Genomic DNA, 24,286 nt, shown 5'->3' with positions numbered 1-24,286 from the left:
TAAGTTTGATGTGTGGAAAGGAGAGATGGACATGAGCCCGTCGCTGCAATCACCAAAAGGCCAGCTGCTGATCCAGGAAATCGAAAATACCGTCGTGCCTTACGGCATGGTCGCGGTTTGGCCGCTTGGACAAGCCAGTTTTATCCTCAAAGGCGGAACAACCGTCATTTATATCGATCCGTATGTCACCCATAACCCGGACCGCATTTATCCGGCTCCGATCGACCCGGAACATATTACGAATGCCGACTACTGCCTGATTACGCATGAGCACATGGATCATTTGGATCTGGACGCGATTGCCGCCATGGTGCGAACCGGCAGGGACACCTTTTTTATGGCTCCGGCATGCTGCTGGGAGGACATGAAAAAGCAAGGCGTGCCTCGCGAGCGCTTCCTCATCGCGGATACCGAAAAAGAATTCGGCGATGAAACGATCATCCAGCCGATCCCGGCTGCGCACGAAGAACTGGAAACGGACGAGCAAGGTTATCACCGTTACGTCGGTTACCTCATCAAGCTGAATGGCGTTACGGTCTACCATGCCGGGGATACGGTGGTCTACGAAGGCCTGGCGGACCGGCTGCGCAAGGAATCCATCGACCTCGGGCTGCTGCCGATCAATGGCCGGGACACATTCCGGAACAGCCGCGGCATTGTTGGCAACATGGACTACCGTGAAGCAGCCGAGCTGGCGAAAACGGCCGGCATCGGGATGACGATCCCCATGCATTACGACATTTTTGCAGGGAATGCGGAGCGTCCGGGATATTTCGTGGATTATGTATACGACCATTTTCCCGAGATGCGCATCCACGTGATCGCCCGGGGCGAGAGGTTTATCCATGTTACGGAGGCGGCCCTCCAAGCCTTGAAATAGCATCGAACCGCTTTAAGTCAAGCTGCTCCCGTCTTCTTAGGAAGGCGGGCCTTATTCTTATTTTCCGTGCAGCAGCCGGCCGGCAGAATTACATGTTCGCCCGAAAAAAAGCCCGCTCCCTCAACCGTCTTGCGTGAAGGACCAGGCTTATTTTGGCATACCGGTTATACCACTTCCACGATCGGCAGCGAAATGACGAATTCCGTGCCTTGGCCGACGGTGCTGTTGACGGCGATATAACCTTTATGGTTTTTGATGATCCGGTAACTGACGGACAAGCCGAGGCCCGTCCCGCTTTCCTTGGTCGTAAAAAATGGATCGAAAAGATGGGAAAGCGTGTTATGGTCCATCCCCTTGCCGTTATCGGATATGCAAATATGTACGTTCTTATTGTCCCGGTTCGTTTGGATTTCAATAAGCCCTCCGTTTTCGCCGCTTAAATGTTCGATGGCGTCCATCGCATTTTTGACGATGTTCAAAATCACCTGTTTAATCTGCTTGACGTCTACCGAGATGTGCAGAGGCTGCTTGTCCTCGTGCAGGATGACCTGACAGCCTTTCATCAGCGCTTCGCTTTCGGTCAGCAGCACGACCTCCTTCAGGAGCGAGGAGACCGGAATAACGGTGGTTTGCGGAGCAGACGGCTTGGATGAATTCAGGAACTCGTATATGATATCATTGGCCCGATCGATTTCGGTCAAAATAATGCGGGCGTATTCGTCTTTACCCAGTTTAATGAGATGGGGACGCAAAAGCTGAATGAAACCGCGAATGGCAGTCAGCGGATTCCGGATTTCATGGGCAATGGAGGCGGAAATTTTGCCCAGCATGGCCAATTTGTCGTTGCGGTAGGCGGTCTGCTCGATCTGTTTGAAATCCGATACGTCCTTGACGCTGAACAAGTAGTCGCCGTCCATTTGGTCGCCGTCGGTTACCGTAAGCAGCCACTGCCGCCCGGACTCGTCCGTTAACTCGTGGTATTTTTTGCGATGAATCAGGGTTTCGCGATAAATCCGCAAAATTTTCTTTTTCTTGTAGCGGCTCAGCTGCGGATGGCGCAAAATCTGTACGATCGTGCACCCCGTTAATGATTTGCGGGAAACTTCGAGCAGTCTTGCCATTTGGACATTGATAAACGTCAGTACACCCTCGCTGTCAAACAGCATGACGCCGCTGTCGAGATGCTCCAGAATGTTTTCATACTTGTTTTTTACCAGCTGCGTAGATTGAAAAGCCTCAAGGGACTGTAACAGCGTCTCTTGGATATCGCCCAACACGATACTCCCCCTTTCAGAAATGAAGGATGGCCTCCCCCATTTCCTATTCTTCACCTACACGACAAACAAAAAGAAAACGTCGATCGACGTGACTTTCTTAGATGACGGTCCACATTATCAATGTTTCTCCTTGCGATTACAGAAATCCTTCAGCTTCTCAGTAAACTTGGTAAATTCTACAATCTAAAATGATAGTTTTATCATAGACAAGGTAAGCCGAAAACTCAATCGGAAAAACTGTCGAAAAATCGAAGATACCGTTAAATTTACCCATTTCGGCACAAAATTAAAGCATCAAATACATGAAGCGCATGTACCGATGCTTTTCTTTATCTATCCAATCAGGCATTTCTGCTTCTGTAATAGACTTTCTGCGTATCGTGTTTTTATGCCTTATGCTGCAGCCGCAATCTTCGCTGGCTCATCACGGCCAATCGTCTCTTTAATTCGCCCTCCCATTTCTCGTCCTTCATCTGTTTGGCGATGGTCAGCAGGTCCAGTGCCATATCGATCTGGCTTTGTACGATGTCTTTCGGATCCTCCTTTTCGCAGTTGACGACGTTTTCGAAGATGGCCTCATCGTCCTCCACGACGTAATCCTGAAAATCGATCTCCGCCGTCCCGTCTCCATGCGCATATTCAGCTAAAATTTCATATTCGTTTTCGACTTTATAATGAACTTCAACCCGGTGGCACACGGGACAGAACAGCAGGGGAACATTATGGACTTGGGTGCGGTAATGCTTCAACGTTCCCTTCGTTCCAACCATACTCGCTCCGCAGCAATAACTCATGCCAGTTCACCCTCCTCTTGATTCCACCGCATTCCTCATTAATGTATTCGCTTTTATTTATGTCGATTCCTTTTTTTCAGTTCGATGCGGCCGGATAAAAATCCTGCAACCCCAGGCCGGATTTAAGGCAAAAATCGGAATAAAGGCCTAGGCCGCGCCGGATCTCGTGCTTTTGACGCACAGGCGCCGTTTTTCGCCGACAGGTATAAAAAGCCCCCGTTGCCGGCATAAGGTTCATCCTTAGGCTTGGCAAAGGGGGCTTGTCTTATGTTAAAACTGAATTAGACAACAAGGTTTTTGTCGCCTGGTTTCCAGTTCATTGCGCACAGTCCGCCGGATTGCAGAGCTTGCAATACGCGCAATGTTTCTTCAACGCTGCGGCCGATATCGTTGTGGTTCACCACTTGATATTTCAGTTCGCCTTCAGGGTTGATGATGAAGAGGCCGCGCAGCGCTACGCCTTCTTCTTCGATGTATACGCCGTAGTCTTTCGAAACGGATCTTGTGATGTCCGAAGCCAGCGGGAAGTTGATTTTGCCGAGACCGTTAGCGTCCGTTGGCGTGTTGATCCAAGCTTTGTGGCTGTGGATCGAGTCCGTGCTTACGCCGAGGATTTCAGCGTCAAGCGCTCTGAATTGGGAAGCGGCTTCGCTCAGAGCCGTGATTTCCGTTGGGCACACGAAAGTGAAGTCCAAAGGATAGAAGAAAAATACGAGCCATTTGCCGCGGTAGTCGGACAGGCTTACTTTACTGAAATCGGAGCCGTCACCAAGTACGGTTTCCATCGTGAAATCTGGAGCTGGTTTACCTACTAAACGTTCTGCCATGTTTAAAAATCCTCCTTTATGATATCTATAGAACAGCCGGATGGCGAAAGCTCTCCCCTGTTCTATATGAAAGAAAAACATATGTTTTTCTTGTTTCAAAGTATGTGCGATCCCGGCGGAACCTACATTTAAAATGTTATCATCCGCCCATTTCAAAGTCAAGATTATATTCGTTATTTATTTGTAATAATTATAAACAGAACGATTTCGTGAACAAAAGCTTCCTATTATATATGTCTTTATCTGCACCTTATTTTTCTCACTTGTTTTTAAGGGTGCTCTTAAGGATTTCCCGATATACGGCAAAACGGGCACCGCCTCATAAAGGCGACGCCCGTTTGGTTTGTTGCAGCCCGGTTAAGCTTTCAATTATTTCTTCATCGCTGCCACGATCAGATCGCCCATCTCGCGGGTACCGATGGCTTTGCTCTTGTCCACGGCAATGTCGCTTGTGCGATGGCCGTCGTTCAGAACCTTCGCTACCGCTGCTTCGATGGCGTCCGCCGCGTCGGCATAACCGAAGGTCAGGCGAAGCATCATCGCCAAGGACAAAATCGTCGCGATCGGGTTCGCCAGATTCTGGCCGGCGATGTCCGGCGCGGAACCGTGCACCGGTTCGTACAAACCGAACGCCCCTTCGCCCATCGATGCGGAAGCCAGCATGCCGATGGAGCCCGTAAGCATCGCTGCCTCATCGCTCAAAATATCGCCGAACATGTTCTCCGTCACGATGACGTCGAAGCTTGCCGGACGGCGGAGCAGCTGCATCGCGCAGTTGTCGACGAGCACGTGTTCCAGCTCCACGTCCGGGTAATCCGCCGCAACGCGGATGACGACTTCCCGCCACAGGCGAGAAGTTTCCAGGACGTTGGCTTTGTCGACGGAAGCGAGCTTTTTGCGGCGTTTCTGGGCGATTTCGAAGGCTTGGCGAACGATGCGCTCCACTTCGGCCACGTTGTATACGCAGGTATCGACCGCTTCTTCCCCGTGTTCGCCTTGGCGTCTGAATTTATCTCCGAAATAAATCCCGCCGGTCAATTCGCGAACGACCATCAAATCCGTGCCTTCAAGCACTTCCGGTTTCAGCGTCGAGGCATCCTTCAGGCAATCGAACACAACCGCCGGACGAAGATTGGAGAACAATCCGAGCGCTTTGCGGATTCCGAGCAAACCCGTTTCCGGCCGCAGTTCCTTCGGGTTGCTGTCCCATTTCGGTCCGCCCACGGCGCCGAGAAGCACCGCATCGGCATTTTTGCACACCGCCAGCGTTTCCTCCGGAAGAGGCGTTCCTTTCTCGTCAATCGCAATCCCGCCGAACAGAGCGTGTTCCGTTTCAAACGAATAACCAAACAGCTCTTCCGTACGTTTAAGCACCTTCTCGGCTTCGGCTACGACCTCCGGTCCGATTCCGTCCCCGCTGATCACGGCAATTTTCTTCACTTCTGGCATGGTTTCCGTCACTCCTTCTGGTTCCTTCACTCACTGATCACTATTCTTATCTACTGTTGTATCATATTCCGCAGGGCATTGACCAAGATATAGAATCTATCACCTTTATAGTATTTTCCTATAAGCTGCTGCATGAGCAACCGATTCGCCATCCATCGTAATTTCCGACATTCCTATTCCTGCGCGATCGGGCTACAATGGTATCGTATAGACCCAAATTCACGCTGAAGGAGTTGAACGATGTTGCAATATACCTATCTCGGCAAATCAGGGCTGAAGGTCAGCCGCTTATGCCTTGGGACGATGAATTTCGGACCGGCGACGGACGAAAAAGAGGCGTTCCGCATCATGGATGCCGCCCTCGATGCGGGAATCCAGTTTTTTGATACGGCGAACATTTACGGCTGGGGGCAAAACGCCGGACTCACGGAAACGATCATCGGCCGCTGGTTTGCGCAAGGAGGCGGACGCCGCGAAAAGGTCGTCCTGGCGACGAAGGTTCACGGCAATATGCATGATCCCGCCGACGGGCCGAACGGAACGGAAGGCTTGTCCGCATACAAAATCCGCAGGCATCTGGAAGGTTCGCTGAAACGTCTGCAGACCGACCATATCGAGCTGTACCAAATGCATCATATCGACCGCAACGTATCTTGGGACGAACTCTGGGGCGCATTCGAGCTTGCCGTATCGCAAGGGAAAATCGGATACGTCGGTTCCAGCAACTTCGCCGGCTGGCAAATTGCCGAGGCGCAGGGCAAAGCGCAAAGCCGCCACTTCCTCGGCCTTGTGGCCGAGCAGCATAAATATAATTTGAACTGCCGCCTGCCGGAGCTTGAGGTGCTGCCCGCAGCCAAAGCGATGGGGCTCGGAGTCATCCCCTGGAGCCCGCTCGACGGCGGCATGCTGGGACGCAATGCGCTGAAAAAGCTGGAGGGCACTCGCAGCGGCGGCAATCCGAACAAAATCGAAAAACACCGCGCGCAGTTGGAAGCCTTTGCCGAGCTGTGCAGCGAAATCGGCGAACCGCAGGACAACGTTGCGTTGGCTTGGCTGCTTACCCATCCGGCCGTCACCGCGCCGATTATCGGGCCGCGGACGCTGGAGCAGCTCGAAAGCTCGCTGCGCGTGATCGACTTGAAGCTGGACGAAGCCGTCTTGAAGCGCCTGGATGAAATTTTCCCGGGACCGGGCGGCGAAGCTCCGGAAGCATACGCGTGGTAAGCCGGCCTTTGAAGAACCCTGTAATCAGCAAAAAAAGCAGTCCGCCGTTTGGCGGTCTGCTTTTTTTATGATCGCAAGGTGCACTTTCCCCTTCCGGGAATAAGCTGATGATAGGTATAAGTTCAATTATTTCTTGATCCAATGCATCATTTCGCGCAGCTGGGAACCGACGATCTCGATCGGATGGTTCGCTTCGTTGCGGCGGGTCGCATTGAGGAATGCGCGGTTGGATTGGTTCTCCAGGATGAAGTCGCGGGCGAATTTGCCTTGCTGGATGTCCGCGAGCACTTCTTTCATCGCTTTTTTCGTTTCGTCGGTCACGATGCGAGGTCCGGTCACGTAATCGCCGTATTCGGCGGTATTGGAGATGGAATCGCGCATGTTGGCCATGCCGCCTTCATAGATCATGTCGACGATCAGCTTCATTTCATGCAAGCATTCGAAGTATGCCATTTCAGGAGCATAACCTGCTTCCACCAGCGTTTCGAAGCCGGCTTTGATCAGGGCGGTTACGCCGCCGCAAAGTACGGCTTGCTCGCCGAACAGGTCGGTTTCGGTTTCTTCGCGGAACGAAGTTTCGATAACCCCTGCGCGGGTACAGCCGATGCCTTTGGCATAAGCAAGGCCGATTTGCTTGGCTTGTCCGGTAGCGTCTTGTTCGATGGCGATCAGGCCAGGCACGCCGAAACCTTCGACGTACGTGCGGCGAACCATGTGGCCCGGCGATTTAGGAGCGACCAAAAGCACGTCCGCGTCTTTAGGAGCCACGATTTGTCCGAAGTGAACGTTAAAGCCGTGGGAGAACATCAAGGCTGCGCCTTTTTTCAGGTTAGGTTCGATGTCGTTTTTGTAAACCGAGGCTTGCGTTTCGTCCGGCATCAGGATTTGCACGATGTCCGCTTTGCTTGTCGCTTCGGCAACGGAATATACTTCAAAGCCGTCGTTTTTCGCTTTATCGAAGGATTTGCCTTCGCGAAGTCCGATAATGACTTTCACGCCGCTGTCGCGGAGGTTTTGCGCTTGGGCATGGCCTTGGCTTCCGTACCCGATGACGGCAACCGTTTTCCCTTTCAATACGCTGAGTTCTGCATCCTGTTCATAATAAGTCGTCACTGCCATTGTATAAATCCTCCTTTGTTTTTAAAAGAACCCTTATGAAGAGCGGGTGTTTCAAGAGACCTCCGCCGTATTGCCGCCAGGCATGATCCCTTCAAACCCCCGCTCTCCGGCGGGCGGTATGCATATGGTAATCGTGAATAATTATACGTTTCCGCGAATCATCGCGGTGACACCCGTGCGGGAAAGCTCGCGAATGCCGTAAGGCTTCAACAGCTCGATCATCGCGTCGATTTTGGTGGTGTCCCCCACCACCTGTACCATCAAATTATGGCTGCCGATATCGACGACCGAAGCCCGGAAGGTTTCGACCACGCCCATGATTTCAGGGCGCTCCGACGGTTCGGCGTTTACCTTGATCAGGGCAAGTTCCCTTGCAACCATCGGATTGGAGCTCAGGTTGATCACTTTGATGACGTCGATCAGCTTGTAAAGCTGCTTTTCGATCTGCTCCAAGGTATGTTCGTCGCCAATCGTTACGATGACCATGCGGGAGAGCCCCGGTTCTTCCGATTGCCCCACCGTGATGCTTTCGATATTGAATCCGCGTCTGCCGAAAAGTCCGGAAACTCTTTGCAATACGCCCGGCTGGTCATTTACTAGAACGGCAATGGTATGTCTCGTACTCATATTTATGCATCTCCCATCAGCATTTGATCAATGGTCGAGCCTTGAGTTACCATCGGATACACGTTTTCACCCTTGCTGACCACAAACTCGACAACGACGGGTCCCGGCGTTTCAAGCGCTTCCGCCCAAGCTTGGCGGGCTTCTTCCTTGTTCGTCGCCCGGAGTCCCTTCACGCCGTATGCTTCAGCCAGTTTGACGAAATCCGGGCTTCCTTCCAGATCGATATGGCTGTAGCGGTTGTCGTATATCAATTCCTGCCACTGGCGAACCATGCCGAGCACCTGGTTGTTGATGATCACGATTTTGACCGGAATGTTGTTGATCGCGCAGATTGCCAGCTCCTGGGAGCACATCTGCATGCCGCCGTCTCCGTTGATCGAGATGACCAGGCGGTCCGGCTGGGCCATTTGGGCGCCGATCGCCGAAGGCAAACCGAAGCCCATCGTTCCGAGGCCGCCGGAGGTGATCATCGAACGCGGCTGGCTGAATTTGTAATATTGGGCCGCCCACATTTGGTGCTGGCCGACGTCGGTCGTCACGATCGCTTCGCCTTTTGTCGTTTCGTTCAGCATTTCGATGACCCACTGCGGTTTCAGCACCGTGTCGGAATCCTGATAGCTGAAAGGCTTCTCCGCTTTGGACTCCCGGATCCACGCTCTCCATTCGTCCGCTTTGTCCGCGCGTTTCACTTCCGAATTGAGCATTTCCAGAACGGTTTTGACGTCGCCGACGATCGGAATGTCCGTTGGAACGTTTTTCCCGATTTCCGCCGGGTCGATGTCGATGTGCACGATTTTGGCGTTCGGAGCGAACCCGTTCAGGTTGCCCGTTACCCGGTCATCGAAACGCGCCCCGATGTTGATCAGCAAATCCGACTTTTGGATCGCCATGTTCGACGTGTACGTTCCGTGCATGCCCGGCATCCCGGTCCAAAGCTCATGGCCGCTCGGGAAAGCGCCGAGTCCCAGAAGGGTCGTCGTGATCGGAATTTCGGTCCGTTTGACGAATTCGTACAGCGCTTCATGGCCTCCGGAGTAAATGACGCCGCCTCCTGCAAGGATCAGCGGACGCTCCGCTTCGGCAATCGCCTGCACCAATTTGTCCAGCTGAAGTTTGTTCGGCACCATCCGCGGGTTGTAACCGCGAAGATTTACCGCGTTACTGCTGGGCTCAAACAAAGTCAGCGCTGCTGAAACATCCTTCGGAATGTCGATCAGGACCGGACCTTTGCGTCCCGTCGAAGCGATGTGGAAGGCTTCGTGGATAATCCGCGGCAGATCCTTGACGTCCCTGACCAGGTAACTGTGCTTCGTGATCGGCATCGTGATGCCGGTAATGTCCGCTTCCTGGAAGGCATCGGTTCCGATCAAGGACGTTGCCACGTTGCCGGTAATGACAACCAGAGGAACGGAATCCATATAAGCGGTGGCAATTCCTGTGACCAGATTCGTCGCCCCCGGTCCGGACGTTGCGATACATACGCCGACCTTGCCGCTGGCCCTTGCATAACCGTCAGCCGCGTGGATCGCTCCCTGCTCATGACGAGTCAGCACATGTTTGAAATCCTCGTATCCATACATCGCATCGTAAATGTAAAGCACTGCCCCGCCTGGATATCCGAAAACACACTCGACGCCTTCAAGCAAAAGGCTGCGAAGCAATATTTCCGAGCCGGTAATGACTTCCGACTTCATCCATTTCTCACGTAATTGTTCTGTAGACCGCACTTCAGGAATTTGCGCGCTCATCAGTCATCCTCCTCCTCAAAATTTACATACATGTGACATGAGTCAATTTCAAAACATCCTCGGCAGTTCAATGGCGACGATCTATAGATTCAAAACGTTGACTGGACTACACATCGTTTCATTGCTGCCTTTTGAACCTTATGAAATTGATTCGCATCTAAGAAAAACGTCTGTTCGACGTACTTTCACGAAAGAAAGGTTATGCGTGCCGGGAGGTTTGCCTTAGGATCTTCGGGCTGCCATTGCTTGGGTGCTCATTTCATTCCGATATCCGAAAAACAAAAAAACCTTCCGCCCTCCACACAGAATTCCATCTGCGTGAGGGACGAAAGGTTGCGCTTCCGTGGTACCACCCATATTTGCCAAACATCTCGCGATGTCAGCCTCACCAGGTAACGGGATCGGGGCCATAACTTAAGCATCACCAGCCGTTCCCATACCTTAAGTCCGTAACGTGGACCCTACGATTCTCCCTAATAGGCTTTAACGCGTTTCAGGAGAACAGCTCCGAGGTGAGCTCGTATAAAAGGGATTTTGGTGGAGGTTGCAGCAATTCCTCACACTCTCTGAGCAAAAGAGCCCTTTAAACTTCGTCCTCTTCATTGCCGTTGCTTTATGTTCGTTAAAATGTTTAGACACATTATATGATCCCACGAACTTAAAAGTCAATACCCATATTTCTAAAAAAATGAAAAATCGCCCCCGGGAAGGAGCGTACACCGGATGTCGGCTTCACTCATATGATGACATAAATTCATCTTCGAAGAAGCCCAGTTTGAAGGGAGGTCAGACATGATGATCCGCTATCGGAGACCGAAACAAGACGATGCGTTCATTATGCGGTTAATCGATTCCCAGCTTGTCCCCATCTCGCATTTGTCTCCGTCCCAGATCGAAACCGTCCGCAAAGAAATCCCAAAAAGACTCAGCCGCGGCATTACCCTAATCGCCTGCCAACGCTATGAGGATGATCCGCTTGGATTCGTCCATTTCATATTGCACGGCAATCTGCTTTACATCGATATGCTGGCCGTCACACCCGAATCGCAGCGCAAAAGATGGGGCAATATGCTGATGGTGCATGCCGAAAAATTTGCGGCGTCACGCGGGTGCACCCGGTCGAAAGTGATGGTCGATGCCGGTAACGCCAGCGGCTTATCTTTTTACCGGAAGCTAGGTTATGTTACGGTGCGTTATCACACGCTGAACCAATGCCATGAACTTGAAAAGAAGCTTTGACCGATCTAAGATCCTATCAAACAGAACCCTGCGGTCGTTCAAATCATGTTTGCACTTTTTTTAGTGCACTATTTTCTTATTTCTCTTTCAGAAAAATCCGAACGCTCCAGGATATCCTGCCGGGTAACCTCCCGGATAAGGTCCGTATCCGTATCCCGGAACCCCGTAAGGTCCGTATCCATACCCTCCGCCGTAATATCCTGCATAAGGAGCCGTACCGATGGCCAAAAGATCGAACAATACAAGCGGAATGATCGCCTTTGTTTGCACTTTTTTACCTTTGTTCCGCCCGAGAATCAGACGGTTTCCTGATATCCGAAGAAGTTTGCCTGTAACCAAGTTGCCGTCTTTTTTGACAGCCACTATATGTTGACCGATCAGCTTTTGCGCTTGTTTACGGGTAACAGTCTGCTGCATAAGATCCCTCCTCCAAATGTGTTCAATGGCAGTCTATTCCGCCTGCCCCCCCTCCGCTTGTTCCATAGCCCGGTATACCGTCAAGTTTGGTGCCTATTCCGCCGGAAATTCCGGCGCAAAAAGGCCGCATTCCATTGGAATGCAGCCTTTTGATTTCACTTGCAAATAACGTTTTACCGTTTCCCCGGATCGTACGGTTCCCCGAGCGAAGCCGGAGCGGAAGATCTTCCGACCGCGGCGACAAGCACGATAACCGTCAACACGTAAGGAAGCATGTAGATAAATTCCTGAGGAATTTCCTTCGACCAAGCAAACAGCTGGAAGTAGTTCCCGATCGCTTGCGAAAAGCCAAAAAATACGGCGGCCCCAAAAGCGCCCAGCGGATTCCACTTCCCGAAGATCATCGCAGCGATCGCGATAAAACCTTGGCCGGAAATCGTATTATGCGAAAACGTATTGGTCGTCGTCAACGTAACGGTCGCCCCGCCGAGCGCAGCCAAAACGCCGCTGACGATCACGCCGATGTAGCGCATCCGCAGCACTTTGACGCCAACGGTGTCCGCGGCGCTCGGATGTTCGCCGACGGCGCGGAGACGCAGGCCGAACGAGGTTTTGTACAGCACGTAAAATACGACCAGCACCAAAATGATCGCCAAATAGGTCGTGATATAGTTGTTGAACAGCCCTTCCCCGATAATCGGAATATCCGACAGCAGCGGAATCGGCACCTTCGCAAGCCCTTCCTTGAGCAGCGTCGTTTCTCCTGCCCCTTCAAACAAGAGCTTCACCATATACAGCGTGCTTCCTGCAGCCAAAAAGTTAATGACGACGCCGCTGATGACCTGATCCGCCTTAAACGTGATCGATGCGACGGCATGAATCAAGGAAGCGATGGTACCCATGACCAGCGCGGCCAAAATGCCGATATACGGCGAAGCTGCGCCCATGCCGGCATCCTCGGCATAAAACGACGCCACGCCGGCGGCAAACGCGCCAAAGGTCATAAAGCCTTCAATCCCGATGTTGATGACGCCGGAACGTTCAGAGAAGATGCCTCCCAATGCGGCAAAAATGAGCGCGGTAGAAAAAACAAGCGTCGTATTAATCAGCTGGCCAATTGTTGTCATCCAATCCATTTACAACACCTTCTCTTTCTTGCGCTTAAGATAGAAGGGCTTAAGAACCCAGCGCACGATGCCCTGTGCGGCAATAAAGAATATGATCGAACCGATGACGATCCGGATGATTTCGGGCGGTACTTCCGCCCCGAAGCTCATGCCTGCCGAACCATATGTCAATATGCCGAACAACGATGCGGACAACAAAATGCCGAATGGATGGTTTAATCCGATCAATGCGACGGCAATGCCGTCAAAGCCGATTCCCGGGGATCCGGTGAAAATCGCTTGATAGTGGAATACGCCCAATACCTGGAACGCTCCGCCCAAACCGGCAAACACGCCGCTGATAAACATCGCTTTGACGATATTCTTTTTAACGCTCATGCCCGCATAGTGGGCAGCATGCCCGTTATGGCCGACGGCCCGGAGCTCGTATCCTTGCTTGCTTTTCCACATATAGATAAAAAAGAATACGGCTGCCAAAATGGCGATGATCGTGCCCCAATGCATGCGCGCATTGTCAAAAGCCGTAGACAACCAGCCGATGGAAATGGATGCGGTATCCTTAATTTCCTCGGATCGTTGCTGGCCTTTTTCGAGAAGGAAGTTACGCACGATGTAGTTGCTGAAGTACAGCGCCGTCCAGTTCAGCATGATGGAAATAATAACCTCGTTGACGCCGCGTTTCGCTTTCAAGTAGCCGGTAATGCCGGCCCAAATGCCGCCGGCAAGACCGCCGGCAATGATGGCTACAAGCGCATGCACCACGATCGGCAAGCCCGACAGCTTAATCCCCACCGCCGTGGCAGCCGTCATGCCGACGATGTATTGCCCTTCGGCGCCGATATTAAACAGGCCTGCCCGGAATGCAAACGCGACGGCAAGCCCCGTCATGATCAACGGCGTGATTTCGCGGATCGTTTCCCCGAAATCATAAACGTTGCCAAAAACGGTTTTAAACAGGGAACCGTATGCGAGCAGCGGATCATAACCGCCGATCAGCATAATGATCGCCCCGACGATCAGACCCAAAACAACGGCCACAAGCGGCACCAGGAGGCTGTTCACGGAAAAAATCTTAAACAATTTGCTCATTATGCTTTCCCTCCCGATTTCTTGCTGCCCGCCATCATGAGACCCAGCTCCTGATCGTTGGTTTCCTCAGGCAATACTTCGCCCACGATTTGGCCTTCGTAGATGACGGCAATCCGGTCGGAAACGTTCATGATTTCATCCAGCTCGAAAGAAATCAGCAATACGGCTTTGCCTTGGTCGCGCTGGGCAACCAGCTGTTTTTGCACGAATTCGATCGCGCCCACGTCCAAACCGCGGGTCGGCTGGGCAGCAATCAGCAGATCCGGATTTTTATCTATTTCCCGGGCTATAATCGCTTTTTGCTGGTTACCGCCCGACAAGGAACGGGCTTTCGTCTCGATGCTCGGCGTTCTGACGTCAAACGCCTCGATCAGCCGTTTCGCCTGCTTGTCGATTTCCTTTTTGCTCAAAAACCCGGCTTTGTTATACGGCGGCTTGTAATACGTCTCCAACACCATGTTTTCGCTCATCGAAAAATCAAGGACAAGCCCGTGTTTATGACGGTCCTCCGGAATATGGGACACGCCGCTTTCCGTAATGAAGCGCGGACTTTTGTTCGTGATGTCCTTGCCGTTGAGCATAATGATGCCGCTGTCGACCTGGCACAGCCCGGTGATCGCTTCGATCAGCTCGCTTTGTCCGTTGCCGTCGACGCCGGCAATCCCGAGGATTTCACCCGCACGAACGTTCAAATTCAAGCCGTTCAGCACGGAAACGCCCTCTTTGTTTTTCATCGTCAAATTTTGCACTTCGAGAACGTTTTGCTTCGGCGAAGCCGGCTTTTTGTCCACTTTAAAAGAAACGCTCCGTCCGACCATTTTCTCCGCAAGCTCATTCGGATTCGTCTCCGAGGTTTTGACGGTATCAATGACCTTGCCGCGGCGAATAATGGTCACATTATCGGAAATCTGCATGATTTCTTTCAATTTATGCGTAATGAGAATAATCGATTTTCCCTCTTCGACGAGACGTTTCATGATCCCCATCAGATCGTTGATCTCTTGCGGGGTTAAAACGGCGGTAGGCTCGTCAAAAATAAGGATATCCGCTCCGCGGTAAAGCGTCTTCAAAATTTCGACGCGCTGCTGCATCCCGACGGAAATATCTTGGATTTTGGCATGCGGATTTACCTTCAGCCCGTACTGATCCGACAGCTTCTGGATCTTGGCGACCGAAGTTTTGTAGTCCAGCTGGAACCCCATTTTTTTCGGTTCCATGCCCAGCACGATATTTTCGGTCACGGTAAACGGCTGGACGAGCTTAAAGTGCTGATGCACCATCCCGATCCCGAGTTCGATCGCTTTGTTCGGGCTGTCGATAATGACAGGTTTGCCGTTTACTTCGATGCTTCCTTCGTCCGGCTGGTACAATCCGAAAACGATATTCATGAGCGTGGACTTGCCCGCGCCATTTTCGCCGAGCAATGCATGAATTTCTCCCTTATGCAGCTTTAAGCTGATAGAGTCGTTGGCAACTATGCCGGGAAAGCGTTTGGTTATTTGCTTCAACTCAACGACAGGGGTCGCTGCACCCATGAGATCACCCTTTATCATGATTTGGTTTCAGGCCAAAAGCAAAGAAAAGGCCAGTTATACAACCAGCCTTGTCGTTTCGCAACTTTGGATCCGTTTAGATGATAAGCTCAGGCAGTATTATTCTTCAGGGACTTTGATTTCCCCGCTGATGATTTTCTCTTTGAACTCGTCAACGGCTTTCAATACGTCTGCAGGAACGTTTTTGCTGGAAGTGTCCGCAAGACCTACGCCGTTTTCTTTCAAGCCGAGAACCTCGGAGCCGCCTTTGAATTGACCGTCGATCACTTCTCTTGTGACTTTGTCGACAGCCGTCGTTACGCCTTTAACCATCGAAGTCAACGTTACGTCATCTCCGAATTCAAGGGATTGGTCTTTGTCGACGCCGATGACCCAAACTTTGCTGCCGCCGGCTTTGTTGCGGGCGATCGCTTCGTTGAACACGCCGGTACCCGTAGCGCCGGATGCGTGGAAAATAATGTCTACGCCGTCGTTGTACATCGTTGCTGCCGCTGCTTTACCTTGGTCAGGTTTGTCGAAAGCGCCTGTATAGTTGATTTTGACTTCGACATTAGGGTTCGCAGCTTTGACGCCGGCTTTGAAACCAGCTTCAAAACGTTTGATGACAGGAATTTCGGAGCCGCCTACGAAGCCGACTTTGCCTGTTTTCGTCATTTTGCCTGCAACGACGCCCACGAGGAATGCGCCTTCGTTTTCGGCAAACGTGATGGAACGAACGTTAGGGGAATCGACAGTAGCATCAATGATTGCCAAATGCGCGTCAGGGTTTTGGTCCGCCACGGTTTTCATGTCTTGGCCGAGGTCGAAACCGATGCCCCAAGTCAGATCGTATTTGCCTTTAACGTATTTATTCAGATTCGTAACGTAATCTTCTTTGGATTTACTTTGCAAGTACTGAGCTTCGATGCCTTTGTCTTTTTTCAAAGCATCGAGAGCTTCCCAAGCGGATTCGTTAAACGATTTGTCGTTTACGCCGCCCACGTCGGTAACCAGGCCGACTTTGACGCTGGACTTCGCGTCGCCTGCAGGCTCGCTGCCGGTTGCGCCTGTCTCTTCATTCTTTTTGCCGCAGCCAGCGAGTACGACTGAAAATGCGAGCAGCATGATCAGCGACAATTTGAACATTTTCTTCATTGCTGTATGTCCCCCTAAAATTTTTTTGCCCTATCATTTGCGCAAGATCCCTTCTACCAATTAATTTACCACCTATCAATTAGAAATAGAGAGCTTGTTTCAAACGTGGACATTTTACATTCAGATTATACAATCTCGCATCCTCAAAATCCAGCAAATTTGCGTCGGATTCAAAAAACTTTTTTTGAATAAAAGTAAAAGAAAGCGCTTTAAGAGTTTTGAATATACCAACACATGTCATATTTATCCCGAAATACATGTTATGTATAAGCGATAAGCGGTAATTCCTTGGTTTTATCTCATTCCATCACGAAATTCACGTCATGTTTCCTTCCATCAAGAGAAACAATGCCCCGTAGCGGCTTATTTCGAAGCATAAAAAAAACCGCCTTACGGCGGTTTTTCCATTTAATGTTAAACAATTACGCGTTGATTTTTTCTTTCGCAACGGTTGCGATCGAGTTGAACGCGTTGATGTCGTTCACGGCGAGATCAGCCAGCATTTTGCGGTTGATGTCCACGCCTGCCAATTTCAAACCATGCATCAGTTTGTTGTAGGACAAGCCGTTCATGCGCGCAGCCGCATTGATCCGGACGATCCACAGTCTGCGCATGTTGCGCTTGGTTGCGCGACGGTCACGGTATGCATATACCAAAGACTTCATCACTTGTTCGTTAGCTGTTTTAAAGATGCGGTGTTTGGAACCGAAATAACCTTTTGCAAGTTTCAATACTTTTTTATGTCTACGACGAACAACGAATCCGCCTTTTACTCTTGCCATAATAATAAACCTCCCAAAATTGTGTTATAACTATTTCAAGTTAGCCAAGCCTTGCTTCAAACGTCTTACGTCTCCAGGAGCCATCACCGGGTTGCCGGCGAGCACGCGTTTAGCGCGTTTGGACTTGTGGGACAGCAAGTGGTTTTTGTAAGCTTTGTAACGAGTTACTTTACCGGAACCAGTTACTTTGAAGCGGCCTTTCAAGCTGCTGTGTGTTTTCATTTTAGGCATAGTACTTCCTCCTCAGGACTATTGGGCTTTTGGAGCCAGAATCATAATCATACTGCGGCCTTCCAATTTCGGTTGGCGTTCGACGACGGAAAGTTCGGCAACCTCCGTTTTGACGCGTTCCAGAATCTTTTGGCCGATGTTGGCGTGAGTGATCTCGCGTCCGCGGAAACGGACGGAGCATTTCACTTTGTCGCCTTCTTTCAAAAACTTGACGACATTGCGAAGCTTGGTTTGGAAATCATGCTCCTCAATGTTAGCTCGGAACCATACTTCTTTGATATCCACGATTTTCTGATTCTTACGGGCTTCTTTTTCTTTCTTTTGCTGCTCATAACGGAACTTGCCGTAATCCATGATGCGGCACACCGGAGGCTTGGCCTGCGGTGCCACGTTCACCAGATCCAGATTCAAATCCGCCGCCATCTGGAGAGCCTCCCGAATCGGCTTGATGCCGATCTGTTCCCCGTCAGCTCCGACCAGACGAACCTCTTTCGCCCGAATTTCCTCATTAATCATATGATCCTTACTAATAACCGTCCACCTCCAAATTCGAATGGTGATGCTTTTGCAAAAGCAAAAATAAAAGGGATACCGGTGTCTACGACCAGCATCCCTATGATCAATTCTTCATGAAATTTTGCATTCATAAATCATCGGATCATGACCCGCCAACCTTCGTCGGCCAGGTGAGAAGCTGGTGCCTCTGCTTGCAAATCCATTTTGTTTTAACGTACTTGAGTAATGTACCACAGAGGACAAGCCTTTGTCAACAATAAATCATCCTTATCCCTGCTTGCTTTGCACTTCTTCCAGACGAACCACGCGAGTATGCTTCGTATGGCTCCACTGTTTGTTGTTTTGCGTGAAGAACGCCCAGAACGTGATCGGCCACCAGGAGATCAGGAAAATCGGATAAAACACGAGTCTGAGGTACGTTTTCCACGGCACCTTTTCCAGATACATGGCCAGCGGACATTGCATGATCCCGTAGATCGAGAACGGAATCGACACCCAAAGAGGCAGGTATCCGTAAATCGAGATCAGGTTCAGATCCGTCGGAAGCATGTAATTGATGTAATAAATGATCGTCAGCAGGAACCCGATCAGGAAGTTGTATGAGTTGAACACGTACAGAGCCGCATCGATTTTCGTCAAGCTGCGCTCCTTGATGCCCTGTTTGAGCAGCGGGAACATATACTTCCGCGTAACCTCGAAGTGGCCTTGCATCCAGCGCAGGCGCTGTCTGGCCGACGCTTTGAACGTCAACGGCTTTTCGTCGTACACCCGTGCGTCGAAATTGATTTTCGGATAGACGTTGCGCTGAATGCAGCGTACCGTAAATTCCAAGTCCTCGACCAGGCTGGTCGCGCCCCAGCCCATTTCCTTCAGAAGCTTGCTTTCGAAGCACATCCCGGTGCCGCCAAGGAAGTTGGAGAGGCCAAGATTGTATCTCGGAAGCTGCCACAAACGGTTACAGAACCAGTAGTTGATCGCGTTCGACGCACTGATCCAGGAATCGTTAGGGTTTTTCGTATCCAAGTATCCTTGAATGACCTGCTTGCCGTTGCACAAGTCATCGTTCATGTATTGCAGGAAATCGACGTCGACGAGATTGTCGGCATCAAAAACGACGACCGCGTCATACGACTTCGGCATTTTCCACAGCTTGTCGAGCATCCACTCGAGAGCATAGCCCTTGCCCCGTTTGTCCGGGTTATTTCTGACGCAGGCGGTTACGCCCTCGAAGCTGTTGGTGATTGCTACCGTATTGTCGGTACAGTTATCGCAAATCACGAAAATATCGTACATTTCTCTTGGATAGCGCATCTTCTGTAAATTTTCTAACAATGCGCCGATCACTTCTTCTTCATTGTGCGCTGCGACGATGACAGCGAAAGTTTTTTGCGGAGAATGCGATTTGGATTCTTTTTTGCGATACCATCCGAAAAAGGAAAGGACCAGCTGATACAGTCCCACAAGCCCGAAAAACACTTGGAGAACGATCATAATCTTTTCAAACACTCTCTTGACCCCCCATATCCTTGTTGAGTTGTACCCCTTTTTTATTCTCGATGCTTTAAACGGCCATTTTTATTTTTGTACTGGCATCCGTTATTTTTAAAATCCGAAAACAAAAAACGTATACTGATTGTCGGCCATATGACAGCTCATTGTCAAATTGCCATTTAAGAGCTTAAGCCAAAAAACATTGTCAATCAAGATGTATTTGCCCAACTTACCTCCCTTTATCATGAATTATCTTAGTTTTTGCTTATTTTTGAACTTTTAACAAAAGTTTATGATTAAAAAAAGGCACCCACTACCTCTTTAACCCACTTTTGGGTACTTGAATCATTTTAATCGCTTCTTCAGACGAAGTCAAAAATTCGAAAACGAGCGCATGACAGCGGAAAAAACGCAAACAAAAGGGACCCTTGAATAAGGGGCGGCGAGATTCCAAAACCCGAGCTCCCCTTCATGGTCCCACAACGCTCACGATCGATGCAGTGACGGAAATTTCGAAAAATGCAAATTTTTGTCTTCGCATTCCAATGCATATGTATATTTATAGACAGGTTGTCCATGATTAAACAAAACGATTGAAAATTCTCCCTCTTTGCAGTGGACCGTTTGAAGCGTGCAATGGGTCTTTAATTCCGTCTTGCCGGCCACGATCCGGTTCTTCTCCGTAAAGGCGATGAGTTGCCCTTGATCGTCGTACAGCTGCAGCTCGATTTCAAGCGGTTCGTTAACGGTCAAATCCTGAAGATGCACGACGACCCGCAGATTCGAAACGTAAGGAAGGGTTTCAACGAGAACGGACGGGACGGGTGCAGAATGGTTAAGCTTCATGCCTTGTTCCGACTGCACCATTTCGCAATAATCGACGATAAAACAGGAAAGTTTCACGAAACGCACTCCTTACATGATTTTTTTGACCGATGCCTTGGAATAATTCAGCCTGAGCAGGCTAGGATACTTTTTGACGTCCAGCGCCTGCGCCAGTTCTTTGCCTGCATCCCCGCAAACGATCATATGGCCCGGCAATTTTTTTCGAAACAGATTCATGCGGTATTCGGGGGCATGATAGCACACGATGGCCGTTCTGCCGGAATCGTAAGCGGCCCGGTTTCGCAAAAATTCGGGTTCGGATTCGGCGTCGATAAAAATAATGTCGAATGCCGTTTCCAAATCCGCTGCCGGCACCTGGTTCCTGTAAAGCATCTCCCCGGTTTTCAGCAGCTTTTCAAGGGCGGCGGCCCGCCTGACGTACCCTATCAAAAGAACGGCCAGCCCCAAGGAGACAAGGCTCAGCGCATATGGGAGCGTTTCAAGCATGAATCCCCTTCCCCCTTTTGTACCAATACTGCTTGATCAGGACCGCGAACAGCGAGCCATTCGCCAAAATGGCATACATCATGACGTTTTCCGATAGAGAAAAGCGCGGGCTCGCCTGAAACGTCCAGCAAAACAGGATGAGCGCGATGATGACGACATTGCGCCCGATGGCGTAAAGCTTGTTCGTCGGTTTGCGGCTCTGTCCGAAACAGTTGCAGTGCACCGTCTTTTTTTCGAACGATACTTTGAGCAGCGCGGCGACAAACGTCGTCATGAGCGCCATGGTCAGGACAAGCGTAATGACCCGGCCGAAAGCAAACACGATCAATACGGATGCCGCAAACTCGCCCAAAATAAACAAGTAAGCGGCCGCGGCGATCGCCCGGTCGTTGGTTAGGATGCCGAATTGCCGGATGCTGATCTTGAATTCGCCGACATCCAGGCTTTTGGAAATGGCGGATATGCAAAATACGAATACCAAAAGGCACTGGCCGATCGAAGTCAGGATCATACCAAACACTCCGAAACGAGCCGGTCCTCGTATTTCTCCCACTCCGTCAAAGAGGCTCCCAGCACTTTTTGGCGGTTTTTGACCAAAATCATGTAGGGGAAAGATTCAACGTCATACGTCAGCGTCGCATCTTCCGGCTCCAAATAGACGATCGGAAAGTCCCATTGAAAATAGGCCTTCAGGTCCCGATGCTCCTCTTCATCCCCGTTGCAGAACAGCACGAGTCCCATTTCAGGGATTTTGCTGCGGAGAACGCTGATTTGCGGCAAAAACTCGACGCAATGGTTGCAGAATAAAGACACGAACAGAAACAGTTGGGGGCGGCCGTCGGTGAAGCGGATCTCATTGCCTTCAAAGTCGACGACCGAAGCAAAATCGGTCATGGGTAAGCGACCTCCATTTCCTGCTTGATGTACAGCTCTTTTTGTTTCATCCACATATCGAAATAATAGCCTTGGGCATGGACGAGATCCGAATGGCTTCCGACTTCCTTGATTTCGCCGTTTTGCATCACGACGATCTTGTCCACGTTGGCCGCAATGCCGATGCGATGCGTAATGACGATTAGCGTTTTTTCGCCGGACGCGTCCAGCAAACGGTTAAGCAGCTCCAGCTCGCTATTGGGATCGATGGCTGAGGTAGGCTCGTCCAAGACGACGAGCGAAGCTTGTTTGAACAGCGCTCTTGCCAGCGCGATTCTTTGCCACTGGCCTCCCGAGAGATTGATGGAATCCTCCGTCAAGTAGCCAAGCTGCGTTTCGAGGCCCCGCTCCGGAAGCATGATATTCGCGATGCCGAACGCATCGGCGAGTTCGTACAGCCTTTGGTCGTTATGGATCTCCTTCAGATCGGATACCGCGATATTGTGGCGAATGTCGAGTTCATACTTCGAGAAATCCTGAAACACCGTGCTGACCTGGTTCCATACCGAGGGCAGATGGATGTCGTTCAAATCCGTTTGATTGTAAAATACGCTGCCGGGCTCCGGCGGATATAACCCCAATATTAGCTTGACAAGGGTGGTTTTGCCGGATGCGTTGTCGCCTACGATGGCGATTTTTTCGCCTTTGCGGATCGACAGGCGAATGCCGTTTAAGGCATTTTCGGTTCGGTTCGGATATCGAAAAGAGAGATTCCGGACCTCGACCGACTGGATCTCGGCGATGACGCTGCCCCGGGAACCGGCGTCACCGCCTCCGGCAGACAGCATGTCCCCGGCCAGCCGGAGATAACTGGTGTTCTCGTAAAATTTTCCGCCAAGATTAAACAGGTTCAATATATTGGATTCGATCAGCGGCGCGGCCATGGTGATGGCCATGTAATCGCCGATCGTCAATTTTCTATTATAAATGTAATAGATGATCAGGACGGCAAGCCCGAGTTTGAACAAACCCGACAGGATCTTGCTTATCGTAACGAAAACGATTGTCTTTTTTTCCAATCCGTATTGCAGTTCAAAGGCCTCCCGTTTCCTTTCAAGCCAAAGCTTTTTAAAGAACGGGTATGCCTGGTTTACCATCATTTCCTTATGCGCCGCAAAATTGCTCAACAACTGGTACAGATAACCGTACGTACGGTGCGAAGTTTGAAGGACGTTCGTGACTTCGACTCGGTTTCGGATCGTCTTCAGCTCCAACATGCCCCTAGCGACGCACACCGCCAATAGACAGATCATCGCAGCCGGACTTAGATTGCGCAGCAAATAAAGAGAAAGAGAGATGCTGACCAGCAGCGAAGCCAAGGACAGGAACGATTGGTAATTGCTTTCGATTTTGGACAACGCGAATTCATTGAATTGCGCCTTGCCGTGAAACGACGGATTTTCCTTTTCCACGAGATCGATCGAATAATAATAATCCAGCAATCTCGTTTTTTGCCTAAGCGTGAACTTTTCCGTAAACGCCAAGTTGAACTTTTGCTGAAGCTGACCCAGTACCGTTACCGCCAGTTCCATGCCGACGATAAGAACGATCAGCCGGAGAACCCCGCCGAACTCGAAGTTCGGGGAAGAGAGGTCGTTGATCAGCGCGGAGCCGAGATAAATCGAAGCATTCATCTGGAAAGGAATCGCGATCAGCATCAAGAGGCTGAAGAAGAAATAGGTTTTGTCCGCGATCCACACTTCCTTAAAAGATAAAGCGAACAATCCGAGCCCTTCACGAAATGTTTTCATTCAAAATGCTCCCGGAACCGAACACCTCGATCAGCGGCGAAATCTTGCGCGTCAGACTCTCGTAAGTATTGAACAGCCCGCCTCCGACGATTTGGCCAACCTTATTGACGGCATATACCAGGGGAACCGCTTCGACTCTGATTTCCTTGAACAACACGGTCAGATCCGATTTGAAAACTTCAAACCCGGGATACATTCTTTCAATCTCACTTGCAAAATCGTTGTCGGCATCCACAAATAAGTACGTTTTAAAACGAAAGGTTTCGGAATATTGGCTTAACAGCGAAAAATCGCATTTTTCGCAAGTTTTGCTCATAAAAAAGATCACCGTTCCGGTCAGCCCGAAATCGATCGCGGCTTCGTGCCCGGCTCGGTCAAACGCAAACGGGGTCGGCATGTTCTCCCCGATCGGAATCGGCGCCATCGTCCGCTTCTTAAGGAATTTCATATATTCTTGTTCCTGCATGTTCGCGTCACCCTTTCCGGAGCATGGATCAAACAGGCGCCCAAAACCTTGGGCACCTGTCGATATGGCCTGCATGACTAGCAACAATTTCCCCATTCGGAGTTGCAGTATTTCCAAACCTGGATCGAACCGTTTTGGTAGCAAGGGGTATAGTACTGGTAAATATAACGTGTTCTGACGCAATCCGTGCTGGATACGCAGCCGCTGTCGTCACCAGGCACCGGGGTGCCGCCGGACATTCCGCTTGGGCAACTGTATTTACATACCATATTATGAAACC

At 50.6% G+C, this 24,286-nt stretch carries 25 protein-coding genes; 3 read left to right on the top strand and 22 right to left on the bottom strand.

Annotation, left to right across the window (positions count from 1 at the left end; translation table 11 throughout):
* Positions 1–31: 31 nt before the first annotated feature.
* The gene (locus tag AC27KL_RS09330; RefSeq protein ID WP_212949113.1) at positions 32–880 is read left to right on the top strand and encodes an MBL fold metallo-hydrolase; all 849 of its coding nucleotides are present in this window, start codon (positions 32–34) and stop codon (positions 878–880) included.
* A 164-nt stretch (positions 881–1,044) separates the two neighbouring features.
* On the opposite strand, the gene AC27KL_RS09325 is transcribed toward AC27KL_RS09330, so the two are convergent.
* The 4 genes from AC27KL_RS09325 to leuB form a co-directional block, all read right to left on the bottom strand.
* Entirely contained in the window at positions 1,045–2,157 is a 1,113-nt protein-coding gene (locus AC27KL_RS09325; protein ID WP_036708508.1) for an ATP-binding protein, read from the bottom strand.
* A 386-nt stretch (positions 2,158–2,543) separates the two neighbouring features.
* Complete coding sequence (locus AC27KL_RS09320; RefSeq protein WP_036708505.1) at positions 2,544–2,951, bottom strand: hypothetical protein; 408 nt, start codon at positions 2,949–2,951, stop codon at positions 2,544–2,546.
* 281 nt (positions 2,952–3,232) lie between these two features.
* Positions 3,233–3,778, bottom strand: a complete 546-nt coding sequence (locus tag AC27KL_RS09315) for a peroxiredoxin (protein ID WP_036708501.1) — start codon at positions 3,776–3,778, stop codon at positions 3,233–3,235.
* 369 nt (positions 3,779–4,147) lie between these two features.
* Positions 4,148–5,227 (bottom strand): 3-isopropylmalate dehydrogenase, encoded by a 1,080-nt coding sequence (leuB, locus tag AC27KL_RS09310; protein ID WP_212949115.1) that lies wholly within the window; start codon positions 5,225–5,227, stop codon positions 4,148–4,150.
* Between the two features lie 243 nt (positions 5,228–5,470).
* On the opposite strand from leuB, the gene AC27KL_RS09305 reads away from it, so the two are divergent.
* The gene (locus tag AC27KL_RS09305) at positions 5,471–6,451 is read left to right on the top strand and encodes an aldo/keto reductase (RefSeq protein WP_487169682.1); all 981 of its coding nucleotides are present in this window, start codon (positions 5,471–5,473) and stop codon (positions 6,449–6,451) included.
* Positions 6,452–6,577: 126 nt separating this feature from the next.
* Here the strand turns inward: AC27KL_RS09305 and ilvC are convergent, their stop codons facing one another.
* The 3 genes from ilvC to ilvB form a co-directional block, all read right to left on the bottom strand.
* Entirely contained in the window at positions 6,578–7,570 is a 993-nt protein-coding gene (ilvC, locus tag AC27KL_RS09300; protein WP_036708497.1) for a ketol-acid reductoisomerase, read from the bottom strand.
* A gap of 141 nt (positions 7,571–7,711) precedes the next feature.
* Positions 7,712–8,197 (bottom strand): acetolactate synthase small subunit, encoded by a 486-nt coding sequence (gene ilvN / locus AC27KL_RS09295; RefSeq protein WP_036708494.1) that lies wholly within the window; start codon positions 8,195–8,197, stop codon positions 7,712–7,714.
* Positions 8,198–8,199: 2 nt separating this feature from the next.
* Positions 8,200–9,945, bottom strand: coding sequence for a biosynthetic-type acetolactate synthase large subunit (gene ilvB / locus AC27KL_RS09290; protein WP_036708491.1), 1,746 nt, complete (start codon positions 9,943–9,945; stop codon positions 8,200–8,202).
* A gap of 792 nt (positions 9,946–10,737) precedes the next feature.
* Between ilvB and AC27KL_RS09285 the strand changes: the two genes are divergently transcribed.
* Positions 10,738–11,184 (top strand): GNAT family N-acetyltransferase, encoded by a 447-nt coding sequence (locus tag AC27KL_RS09285; RefSeq protein WP_306433227.1) that lies wholly within the window; start codon positions 10,738–10,740, stop codon positions 11,182–11,184.
* 87 nt (positions 11,185–11,271) lie between these two features.
* Here AC27KL_RS09285 and AC27KL_RS09280 read toward each other — a convergent pair whose 3' ends face one another.
* From AC27KL_RS09280 to AC27KL_RS09210, 15 genes are all read right to left on the bottom strand, one after another.
* Positions 11,272–11,601 (bottom strand): hypothetical protein, encoded by a 330-nt coding sequence (locus tag AC27KL_RS09280; protein ID WP_487169504.1) that lies wholly within the window; start codon positions 11,599–11,601, stop codon positions 11,272–11,274.
* 173 nt (positions 11,602–11,774) lie between these two features.
* Entirely contained in the window at positions 11,775–12,737 is a 963-nt protein-coding gene (locus AC27KL_RS09275) for an ABC transporter permease (RefSeq protein WP_487169503.1), read from the bottom strand.
* Positions 12,738–13,817, bottom strand: coding sequence for an ABC transporter permease (locus AC27KL_RS09270; protein ID WP_487169502.1), 1,080 nt, complete (start codon positions 13,815–13,817; stop codon positions 12,738–12,740).
* Complete coding sequence (locus tag AC27KL_RS09265; protein ID WP_487169501.1) at positions 13,817–15,352, bottom strand: ABC transporter ATP-binding protein; 1,536 nt, start codon at positions 15,350–15,352, stop codon at positions 13,817–13,819. The genes AC27KL_RS09270 and AC27KL_RS09265 overlap by 1 nt, the downstream gene beginning before the upstream one ends.
* Before the next feature lie 117 nt (positions 15,353–15,469).
* A complete protein-coding gene (locus tag AC27KL_RS09260) occupies positions 15,470–16,504 on the bottom strand; it encodes a BMP family ABC transporter substrate-binding protein (protein ID WP_339321963.1) in 1,035 nt (344 codons plus the stop codon).
* A gap of 422 nt (positions 16,505–16,926) precedes the next feature.
* Positions 16,927–17,286 (bottom strand): 50S ribosomal protein L20, encoded by a 360-nt coding sequence (gene rplT / locus AC27KL_RS09255; RefSeq protein ID WP_036708477.1) that lies wholly within the window; start codon positions 17,284–17,286, stop codon positions 16,927–16,929.
* 30 nt (positions 17,287–17,316) lie between these two features.
* The gene (gene rpmI / locus AC27KL_RS09250) at positions 17,317–17,517 is read right to left on the bottom strand and encodes a 50S ribosomal protein L35 (protein ID WP_036708474.1); all 201 of its coding nucleotides are present in this window, start codon (positions 17,515–17,517) and stop codon (positions 17,317–17,319) included.
* 18 nt (positions 17,518–17,535) lie between these two features.
* Positions 17,536–18,033 carry a translation initiation factor IF-3 gene (infC, locus tag AC27KL_RS09245; protein ID WP_036708471.1) on the bottom strand — a complete coding sequence of 166 codons (498 nt, stop codon included), beginning with the start codon at positions 18,031–18,033 and terminating at the stop codon, positions 17,536–17,538.
* Positions 18,034–18,300: 267 nt separating this feature from the next.
* Complete coding sequence (locus tag AC27KL_RS09240) at positions 18,301–19,539, bottom strand: glycosyltransferase family 2 protein (protein ID WP_036708467.1); 1,239 nt, start codon at positions 19,537–19,539, stop codon at positions 18,301–18,303.
* A 471-nt stretch (positions 19,540–20,010) separates the two neighbouring features.
* Entirely contained in the window at positions 20,011–20,427 is a 417-nt protein-coding gene (locus AC27KL_RS09235) for a hypothetical protein (protein WP_487169500.1), read from the bottom strand.
* A 12-nt stretch (positions 20,428–20,439) separates the two neighbouring features.
* Positions 20,440–20,856, bottom strand: a complete 417-nt coding sequence (locus AC27KL_RS09230) for a hypothetical protein (RefSeq protein ID WP_487169499.1) — start codon at positions 20,854–20,856, stop codon at positions 20,440–20,442.
* Positions 20,849–21,367, bottom strand: a complete 519-nt coding sequence (locus AC27KL_RS09225) for a MauE/DoxX family redox-associated membrane protein (protein WP_487169498.1) — start codon at positions 21,365–21,367, stop codon at positions 20,849–20,851. The genes AC27KL_RS09230 and AC27KL_RS09225 overlap by 8 nt, the downstream gene beginning before the upstream one ends.
* A complete protein-coding gene (locus tag AC27KL_RS09220; protein WP_487169497.1) occupies positions 21,364–21,750 on the bottom strand; it encodes a thioredoxin domain-containing protein in 387 nt (128 codons plus the stop codon). The genes AC27KL_RS09225 and AC27KL_RS09220 overlap by 4 nt, the downstream gene beginning before the upstream one ends.
* Positions 21,747–23,540, bottom strand: a complete 1,794-nt coding sequence (locus tag AC27KL_RS09215) for an ATP-binding cassette domain-containing protein (RefSeq protein ID WP_487169496.1) — start codon at positions 23,538–23,540, stop codon at positions 21,747–21,749. The genes AC27KL_RS09220 and AC27KL_RS09215 overlap by 4 nt, the downstream gene beginning before the upstream one ends.
* Positions 23,524–24,006 carry a hypothetical protein gene (locus tag AC27KL_RS09210; protein ID WP_487169495.1) on the bottom strand — a complete coding sequence of 161 codons (483 nt, stop codon included), beginning with the start codon at positions 24,004–24,006 and terminating at the stop codon, positions 23,524–23,526. Before AC27KL_RS09210 ends, AC27KL_RS09215 begins: the two co-directional genes overlap by 17 nt.
* Positions 24,007–24,286: the final 280 nt, after the last annotated feature.

It is taken from the genome of Paenibacillus sp. YAE3, from assembly GCF_057546105.1.
The sequence above is the reverse complement of the archived record's forward strand: the minus strand, read 5'-3'. Positions and strand labels throughout refer to the sequence as shown.

Bases quoted from the DNA above. Each gene is read 5' to 3' on its own strand.
- AC27KL_RS09330 (WP_212949113.1), top strand. From the start codon at position 32: ATGAGCCCGTCGCTGCAATCACCAAAAGGCCAGCTGCTGATCCAGGAA.
- AC27KL_RS09320 (WP_036708505.1), bottom strand. From the start codon at position 2,951: ATGAGTTATTGCTGCGGAGCGAGTATGGTTGGAACGAAGGGAACGTTG.
- AC27KL_RS09315 (WP_036708501.1), bottom strand. From the start codon at position 3,778: ATGGCAGAACGTTTAGTAGGTAAACCAGCTCCAGATTTCACGATGGAA.
- leuB (WP_212949115.1), bottom strand. From the start codon at position 5,227: ATGCCAGAAGTGAAGAAAATTGCCGTGATCAGCGGGGACGGAATCGGA.
- ilvC (WP_036708497.1), bottom strand. From the start codon at position 7,570: ATGGCAGTGACGACTTATTATGAACAGGATGCAGAACTCAGCGTATTG.
- ilvN (WP_036708494.1), bottom strand. From the start codon at position 8,197: ATGAGTACGAGACATACCATTGCCGTTCTAGTAAATGACCAGCCGGGC.
- ilvB (WP_036708491.1), bottom strand. From the start codon at position 9,945: ATGAGCGCGCAAATTCCTGAAGTGCGGTCTACAGAACAATTACGTGAG.
- AC27KL_RS09285 (WP_306433227.1), top strand. From the start codon at position 10,738: ATGATGATCCGCTATCGGAGACCGAAACAAGACGATGCGTTCATTATG.
- AC27KL_RS09280 (WP_487169504.1), bottom strand. From the start codon at position 11,601: ATGCAGCAGACTGTTACCCGTAAACAAGCGCAAAAGCTGATCGGTCAA.
- AC27KL_RS09275 (WP_487169503.1), bottom strand. From the start codon at position 12,737: ATGGATTGGATGACAACAATTGGCCAGCTGATTAATACGACGCTTGTT.
- AC27KL_RS09270 (WP_487169502.1), bottom strand. From the start codon at position 13,817: ATGAGCAAATTGTTTAAGATTTTTTCCGTGAACAGCCTCCTGGTGCCG.
- AC27KL_RS09265 (WP_487169501.1), bottom strand. From the start codon at position 15,352: ATGGGTGCAGCGACCCCTGTCGTTGAGTTGAAGCAAATAACCAAACGC.
- AC27KL_RS09260 (WP_339321963.1), bottom strand. From the start codon at position 16,504: ATGAAGAAAATGTTCAAATTGTCGCTGATCATGCTGCTCGCATTTTCA.
- rplT (WP_036708477.1), bottom strand. From the start codon at position 17,286: ATGGCAAGAGTAAAAGGCGGATTCGTTGTTCGTCGTAGACATAAAAAA.
- rpmI (WP_036708474.1), bottom strand. From the start codon at position 17,517: ATGCCTAAAATGAAAACACACAGCAGCTTGAAAGGCCGCTTCAAAGTA.
- infC (WP_036708471.1), bottom strand. From the start codon at position 18,033: ATGATTAATGAGGAAATTCGGGCGAAAGAGGTTCGTCTGGTCGGAGCT.
- AC27KL_RS09230 (WP_487169499.1), bottom strand. From the start codon at position 20,856: ATGCTTGAAACGCTCCCATATGCGCTGAGCCTTGTCTCCTTGGGGCTG.
- AC27KL_RS09225 (WP_487169498.1), bottom strand. From the start codon at position 21,367: ATGATCCTGACTTCGATCGGCCAGTGCCTTTTGGTATTCGTATTTTGC.
- AC27KL_RS09220 (WP_487169497.1), bottom strand. From the start codon at position 21,750: ATGACCGATTTTGCTTCGGTCGTCGACTTTGAAGGCAATGAGATCCGC.
- AC27KL_RS09215 (WP_487169496.1), bottom strand. From the start codon at position 23,540: ATGAAAACATTTCGTGAAGGGCTCGGATTGTTCGCTTTATCTTTTAAG.
- AC27KL_RS09210 (WP_487169495.1), bottom strand. From the start codon at position 24,006: ATGCAGGAACAAGAATATATGAAATTCCTTAAGAAGCGGACGATGGCG.